The sequence below is a fragment of the Amycolatopsis sp. NPDC058278 genome (genome assembly GCF_042881395.1).
Lineage (GTDB): Bacteria > Actinomycetota > Actinomycetes > Mycobacteriales > Pseudonocardiaceae > Amycolatopsis.
The window spans coordinates 1-5,779 of record NZ_JBHVXZ010000237.1 but is presented as its reverse complement, the minus strand read 5'-3'; the positions used below and the strand labels follow the sequence as shown (position 1 = coordinate 5,779).

Genomic DNA, 5,779 nt, shown 5'->3' with positions numbered 1-5,779 from the left:
GCCCTCCAGGAGCTCGAGAGCGGCCTGCGCCCGGGCGATCCGGGCCCGCAGCCGCTCGCGCTGGCGGGCCGCCATCGCCGCCCGGTCCGGCGCGGACCGGGCGGTCAGCATCGTCCGGATGTCCGCGAGTTCGAACCCGGCTTCCTTCGCGACCAGGATGGCGGCCACCCGGCGCAGGTCGGCATCGGTGTAGCGGCGCCGCGGACCCACGCGGGCCGGGGTCAGCAGCCCTTCCGCTTCCCAGTAGCGCAACACGTGAGCGGGCAACCCGAACCGGGCCGCCACTTCGCCGATTGACTTCATCCCGGCATTAAGTCGCAGGATGGGCCGCATGTCCACGTTGCTCACGCTCCTTGACGCCCTCGACGACCGACCGCAAGCCGTCGAACTGCGGGAACGCACCTATTCGGCCCTCGGCGAAGCCGTGCTCGACGTCGGCTGCGGCAGCGGCCGGGCCGTCGGCGAGCTGGCCGCCCGCGGGGTGCGGGCCATCGGCGTCGACGCCGACCCGGCCATGATCGGGACGGCCGCCGCCCGCTGGCCCGCCGGCGAGTTCCACGTCGCCGACGCCACCGCCCTGCCCCTCGGCGACGGCTCGGTCACCGGCTACCGCGCCGACAAGGTCCTGCACGTCGTGGCCGAACCCGCGCTCGCCGTCGCCGAGGCCCGGCGCGTCCTGGCCCCTGGCGGCCGCGCGGTGCTCACCGGCCAGGACTGGGACACCATCGTCATCGACTCCGACGATCCCGGACGCACCCGCGAGATCGTCCACACCCGCGCGGACGGCATGCCCCACCCCCGGATCGCCCGGCGGTACCGGAACCTCCTGCTGGACAACGGGTTCACCGACGTCACCGTCGAGGTCCACACGCTGGTGTGGACCGACGCCGCGGCCCTGCCGGTGCTCGCCAACCTCGGTGGCGACGGGACGTGGCTGGCCGAGCAGGCCACCCGGGCCCGCGACGACCGGCTGTTCGTCGCCGTGCCGATCTTCCTCGCCGCGGGCACCCGCGCCGGGTGAGAGCTCAGCTCCGGTGGCTCGCGTTGACCAGCGCGACGACCCGCGGCAGCACCTGGGCCGCGGCCTCCAGCGGCACCACGTGCCCCACACCGGGCAGCACGACGGCGGTGCCGTTGCCGAGGCCGCGGACCCACTGCTCCACGTCGGACGCGCGCACGATCCGGTCCCGCTCCCCCACGATCGCCGTCACCGGCAGGCCCCCGACCTGCGCCAACGCGGCGTCGCGGGCGTAGGCGTCCATGGCCGGGCGGAACAGGGACACGGTGTGGGGCCAGTTGCCGCGGATCATCTTCACGGTCAGTTCGACCAGGTCCGGGTCCGGGTCGTCGCCGAACAGCCACCAGCGCAGCCCCGCGCTGACCGCCCGGCTGGTGTGCTCCCGCACGACGCCGAACAGCTTGGAGCCGAGCACCGCCTCGAGGTCGCGGGCGAGCTTCCCCAGCGCGTTCGGCCAGGCCGCCGACACCTCCGCGGCGAGGGTGCCCGACGACGTCGCCAGCAGCACCAGCCCCGACACCCGCGCGGCGAACAGCTCGGGGTGCCGCTGTGACAGCGACATGATGGCCAGGCCGCCCATGTCGTGGCCGACCAGCACGACCCGGCCCTCGGGCACCTCCCGCGCCAGCAGCTCGGCGAGGTCGTCGCCGAGCTGCGCCATGGTGGCGGTCCCGCGCCGCGCTCGCCCCGAGCCGCCGTGGCCGCGCTGGTCGTAGGTCAGCACGGCCACCGGCCCGACGGCGGCGTCCGGCACCAGCGGCGCGATCCGGCCCCAGCTGCGCTGGTCGAGCGCGTAGCCGTGGACGAACACCACGGTCACCGGCGCGGCCGGGTCGCCCCTGCGGGTCACCTGCAGGGGCGTGCCGTCGGCGAGCGCGAACCCGGTCATCAGGACGTGCGCAGGAACCGGTCCAGCACGCGGGTGCCGAACTTCAGCGCCTCGACCGGGACCCGCTCGTCGACGCCGTGGAAGAGCGCCGAGAAGTCGAGGTCCGCGGGCAGCTTGAGCGGCGCGAAGCCGAAGTTGCGGATGCCCAGCTCCTGGAACGACTTCGCGTCGGTGCCACCGGAAAGCATGTACGGCAGCGTCTTCGCGCCCGGGTCCTCGGCCAGGACCGCGGCGGTCATCGCGTCGACGAGCGCGCCGTCGAAAGTCGTCTCGACCGGCGGGAGCTCCATCCACTCCTTCTCGATGTCCGGGCCGAGCAGCTCGTCGAGCTCGCGGTCGAAGGCCTCCAGGCGGCCCGGCAGGATCCGGCAGTCGACCGCCGCCTCGGCGACCGACGGGATGACGTTCGACTTGTAGCCGGCGGTGAGCATGGTCGGGTTGGCGGTGTCGCGCAGGGTCGCGCCGATCATCCGGGAGATGTTGCCCAGCTTGGCGACCGAGCCTTCGAGGTCGTCCTCGGGGAAGTCCCAGCCGGTGATCTCGGTGACGCCGGCGAGGAACTCCTTCACCGAGTCGGTGAGCACGAGCGGGAAGCGGTGGTTGCCGAGCTTCGCGACGGCCTCGGCCAGCTTCGTCACGGCGTTGTCGCGGTGGATCATCGAACCGTGCCCGGCGGTGCCGCGCACGCGCAGCTTCATCCAGCGGATGCCCTTCTCCGCCGTCTCGATGAGGTAGGCGCGCACGTCGTCCTTGAGCGTGATGGAGAAGCCGCCGACCTCGCTGATCGCCTCGGTGACGCCCTCGAAGAGGTCGGGGCGGTTTTCGACCAGCCACTGGGCGCCGTACTTGCCCCCGGCCTCCTCGTCGGCCAGGAAGGCGAAGACCAGGTCCCGCGGCGGCACGACGTTGTGCAGCTTGTAGTGCCGGGCCAGCGCGAGCGCCATGCCGCACATGTCCTTCATGTCGACCGCGCCGCGGCCCCAGACGTAGTCGTCCTGGATCGCGCCGGAGAAGGGGTGGACCGACCACTCCGACGGATCGGCGGGCACGGCGTCGAGGTGACCGTGGATCAGCAGGGCGCCCCGCTCGCGATCGGCGCCTTCGAGCCGGACGATGACGTTGTGCCGGTTCTTCCCACCCGACTCGACGTAGGTGATCTCGTAGCCGGCGTCGGTCAGCTTCTCCGCCACGTACTCCGCCGCCGCCCGCTCGCCGACCAGCGTGTCGGGATCGCCGGTGTTGGTCGTGTCGATGCGGATGAGCTCGCTGGTCAGCGTGACGGCCTCGGCCGCGGCGGCTTCGATCAGGTTCGGTTCGGTCACCGGCCATTCCTATCACCCGGATGGCCGGGTGCGCTGGCTGCGCGCCTGCTGGGACGGTCGTGGGCCTCGGTGGAGACGTCGACCCACGACGGCGCGCATCGACCGCACCACGCTCCTCTCTGTGGCAGGCCAGGGCGGACCAGCCGGGCCGGCCAAGCAGGCCTGGGCCGGTGAACTGACCGGTCCGGCGACCCGGTAGACAAGGTCCCCGAGGCGCGTCTCGGCCCGCCATCCAGGTCGGCGTCGCGCCATGCCACCTTGCCGCACTGACACGCGGCACCGGGGTCGGGAACGGCGTCAAGATGATGGTGACGGCCAAACCGTAGGCGTGGCGCCCATGCTGGCCAGCACGGATTCGCCGCGTACTCGCTGTTCCCCGCCGAGGAGGACGAGCGTCCGGGCCCACTGGTAGCGGCAGCCCGCGTGGTCCAGGGCCGCCGCCGCGGCGCTCAGCCCGTCGCGGTCGCCGGCTCGCAGGGCCGCTGCGCGGTCGACGATGGCGCTCGCGATCGGGTTGCCGTCCGCGGCCCGGCGTGCGCGCTGGATCCGGGCAGCGACGTCCTCGTGCCCGGACAGCACGGCCGCCTCGGCCCACAGTGCGGCGTACCAGGGGCGCCACAAGCCGCTGTACCACTCCTTCAGCTGTTCCGGCGGCGTGCCCAGCACCTGCGCCGCTTGCCCGGGCATGCCGCGGTGCAGCAGGAGCAAGGCGTCGAGGTACTCGCCGAAGTGCAGTTCCGACGGGGCGCGCCCGGGCGGCTCGACGGTGCCGATGATGTCCAGCCACGCTGCCCGGCCGTCGTCGTTACCGCGCAGTCCGTGCACCGTCGCGACCGCGTGCGGGGCCCGCCTGAGGTTGCCGGCCCGGGGCCGTCCCGCCCTCTCCCAGTCCGCACGGAATCGCTCGGCCAGCGAGATCGTCTCGTCCCAGTCACCCGCGAGCGTCGTGACGACGATCATCAGCCTGGTCGCCAGGTGTCCCTGTTCCCGGTAGAACGGCAGATCCCGCAGGCGTTCGGCGTGTCTTCTCGCGGCCGGCAGGTCGCCGGCCGCGATGGCGCAGTTGGCGGCCATGCCCACGCCGTCGAGGAGCTCCATCGCGGATGCGGCCGTCACCGCGATCGGCACGAGCAGCTCGCTGCGCCGCAACGCGCTGGCCGCGGCGGCGCGGACGTCTCCCCGGGTGAGCTGCACGGCGGTGAGCTGGTCCAGGACGGCACTTTCGATCAGCGGGTCGCCGACGCGGCGAGCCAGCGTGAGCGCGCGCTCGACGAGTCCGACGGTGGCCGGATCGTCAGTGGCGCCGTCGAACGCCTCGGCGGTGAGCAGGCGCGCCCGCGCGACCAGGTCGTCGCCGGCCAACGCCCGACCCTCGGCGATCAGCGCCGCCACCTCGCCGGCCGCGGGTGCGGTGGCCATGAGCCCGGAGCAGCGATTGATGAACTCGGCGTTCCGGGCGAGGTCACCGGCCGCACCGGCGCGATCACCCGCGCGTAGCGCCGCGTCGGCCGCGGCCCGGCGCAAGAGCAAAGCGGCGTTGCCGGCATGCCGCGACTCCGCGGCACCCGCCGCACTGCGCAGAGCGTCCGCGGCGGCCAGGTCGTCGGCGGCGAGCCCGGCCGCCTGCTCATAGCGCCGCTGCGCCTCCCCGGGCAGGCCCCGCGTGAAACTCAGGTCGGCCAGACCGATCGCCAGCCGGTGAGCATCCGGGCGGTATCGCGCCGCCCAGGCCAGCGCACTCCGCAGCTCGTCGGCGAGCTCGTCGAACGCCGTCCGCCAAGCATCGACCGGTTCCCGGGACGCCAGCGCAGCACTTTCCTCCAGGCACCAGCTCAGATGACGCGAGAACGCCTCGACCGACTCGCCCGCCTCTTCGAGCCGGTCGGCACCGTATTGGCGGATGGTTTCCCAGACCCGGTAGCGAGTCCCGCCCGGCCCCACGATCGCGACCAGCAGGCTCTGCTCGGCCAGTCCGGCCAAAATGGTGGGCACGGCGCCGGCCGGCGCCGGCGGCCGGCCCGCCACGGCCGCCGCCGCGACCGAGGTGAACGGGCCGGCGAAAACCGAGACCCGACGCAACACCGCCTGAGCGGACCGGGTGAGCAGCGCGTAACTCCAGTCCAGCGTCGAACGCACCGAACGATGCCGGTCGTCGACGCGCGAGCCGCCGGTCAGCAGGCGTAGCCGGTCGGCCAGCCCGGCTTCCAGCCCATCGAGCCCCAGCGACGGGAACCGGGCGGCGGCCAGCTCGATCGCCAACGCCATGCCGTCCAAGCCCCGGCAGATCGCGGCGATACGCCTCGTGTCCCCGGACATCGGCGGGCTCCCGCCGGCCGCGGCTCGCCCGACGAACAGCTCGACCGCGTCTCCCACGCCACCGTCGTCGGCCTCGACGGACAGCCCGGGCACCGCGAACACCCATTCGAACGGCACAAGCAACCTGGCCCGGCTGGTGGCGAGCACCGCCAGCCGGGGGCTGCCGGCGAGGAGCTGTTCCAGCAGCACCACCACCCCGTCCGCCAAGTGCTCGCAGTTGTCCAGCACGAGCAG

At 73.4% G+C, this 5,779-nt stretch carries 5 protein-coding genes; 1 reads left to right on the top strand and 4 read right to left on the bottom strand.

Annotation, left to right across the window (positions count from 1 at the left end; translation table 11 throughout):
* Positions 1 to 303, bottom strand: a 303-nt coding sequence (locus ACFVYA_RS49220; protein WP_387055489.1) for a MerR family transcriptional regulator, incomplete at its 3' end; no start/stop codon positions are given.
* Positions 304 to 331: 28 nt separating this feature from the next.
* On the opposite strand from ACFVYA_RS49220, the gene ACFVYA_RS49215 reads away from it, so the two are divergent.
* A complete protein-coding gene (locus tag ACFVYA_RS49215; protein WP_387055487.1) occupies positions 332 to 1,021 on the top strand; it encodes a methyltransferase domain-containing protein in 690 nt (229 codons plus the stop codon).
* 4 nt (positions 1,022 to 1,025) lie between these two features.
* On the opposite strand, the gene ACFVYA_RS49210 is transcribed toward ACFVYA_RS49215, so the two are convergent.
* The 3 genes from ACFVYA_RS49210 to ACFVYA_RS49200 all read right to left on the bottom strand — a co-directional run.
* Positions 1,026 to 1,907, bottom strand: coding sequence for an alpha/beta fold hydrolase (locus tag ACFVYA_RS49210; RefSeq protein WP_387055485.1), 882 nt, complete (start codon positions 1,905 to 1,907; stop codon positions 1,026 to 1,028).
* Positions 1,907 to 3,229 carry a M20/M25/M40 family metallo-hydrolase gene (locus tag ACFVYA_RS49205; RefSeq protein WP_285991694.1) on the bottom strand — a complete coding sequence of 441 codons (1,323 nt, stop codon included), beginning with the start codon at positions 3,227 to 3,229 and terminating at the stop codon, positions 1,907 to 1,909. The genes ACFVYA_RS49210 and ACFVYA_RS49205 overlap by 1 nt, the downstream gene beginning before the upstream one ends.
* A gap of 297 nt (positions 3,230 to 3,526) precedes the next feature.
* A partial coding sequence (locus ACFVYA_RS49200) for an ATP-binding protein (RefSeq protein WP_387055484.1) occupies positions 3,527 to 5,779 on the bottom strand: 2,253 nt, incomplete at its 5' end.